The organism is Mesorhizobium sp. B1-1-5 (assembly GCF_006443065.1).
Taxonomy (GTDB): domain Bacteria; phylum Pseudomonadota; class Alphaproteobacteria; order Rhizobiales; family Rhizobiaceae; genus Mesorhizobium.
Window position 1 is genome coordinate 1 of sequence record NZ_VFWS01000471.1, and the last position, 1,260, is coordinate 1,260.

Here is a 1,260-nt window from a genome sequence, read left to right on the forward strand (position 1 = left end):
GGCCGCAGGGGCTGCAGAGCACGCAATTTTCTATCAAGGACGGCAAGGGTTCCGGTGTCTACGACCCCAATCTGGCGGCATTTACCAGCGGCACCAGTTCGATGGCGGGCATGACGATGGTGTCGCAAGATGCCAAGCAGCACATGGAAGTCAGCGCCGACGGCGGCACCGCGACCATGGCCGCCACCAAGGCTGCCAATGGCGGGGTCGATTTCGCGTTGTCGCAAAAAGTGTCGAACTTTGTCGAGGCGATCAAATTCGACGATCCCGAAAGCGGACTGAAATTCCCGGTCACCGTCAAATCACCGGAACTGTCGGTGGATGCCAAAGGCAAGGGCGTGCAGACCAAGCCGCTGCTCGATCTCCTGGCATTTGCCGTCGCCAATGAGAATGAAGCCACGCTGAAAGCCAACCAGGCACAGCTCAAATCGCTTCTGCTCGCCGCGCTTCCTGTGTGGGAGCGCATCGACGGGACATACGGGTTCAAGAATTTCGCGGTCGAGAGCCCGGTCGGCACGTTCGGTGCGGCGCAGCTCAGCACCGCCTTCGGAACGGATGGCGTCGCCCAGAGCGGTACGATCGGCTACGGGATCAAGGCATCTGGGTTGACCGTGCCGCAGCAGCTTCTGCCGAACTGGAGCATGGCGCTGCTGCCGACCGATATCGACCTGAACTTCGGCGGCGCCAATATCGATCTCGACAGCATGGCGAAGAAGGCAATCGAAGCCTTTGATCTTAACAAGAACCCGCCGCTGTCGGCCGAATTCGGAGAGCAGCTCAAAACCGACTTCATGGCCAAGACGCCGAAGGTCGTCATTGGCCATAGCACCATCAAGAACAAGGATACCGAAATCGCCTTGGAAGGCGAAATGACGTTTCCTGGCGAGAAGCCGGAAGCCAATGTGACGGTGGACGTCGCCGGCTTCGACAAGATCGTCGAAGGCCTGCAGGAAGCGGCGAAATCGGAACCGGAGGTGGCGCAGTACGTCCCTGTGGCCCTGATGGTGAAAGGGTTCGGCAAGACCTTGACGGACGGCCGTATGGAATGGGTCATCAACGCCAAGCCGGACGGTTCGGTCATTGTCAATGGCGTCATGCTGAAGCCGGCCGATACAGCCGAGGACGACAGCATTGACGATGGCGGCGACGAGTCGGACCAGGCGGACCCGACACCGTAGCCACTCGGCTCACCAAAGCGCGTCGCCTTCGAACGGATTGGCGCGACGCGCCTCAAGCCTTCGTTTTATACTTGTCGCTCAG

General features: G+C 60.0%; 1 protein-coding gene. It reads left to right on the forward strand.

What is annotated here, in order from left to right; translation table 11 throughout:
• A partial coding sequence (locus FJ980_RS32470) for a hypothetical protein (protein WP_140547545.1) occupies positions 1 to 1,178 on the forward strand: 1,178 nt, incomplete at its 5' end.
• Positions 1,179 to 1,260 lie beyond the last annotated feature (82 nt).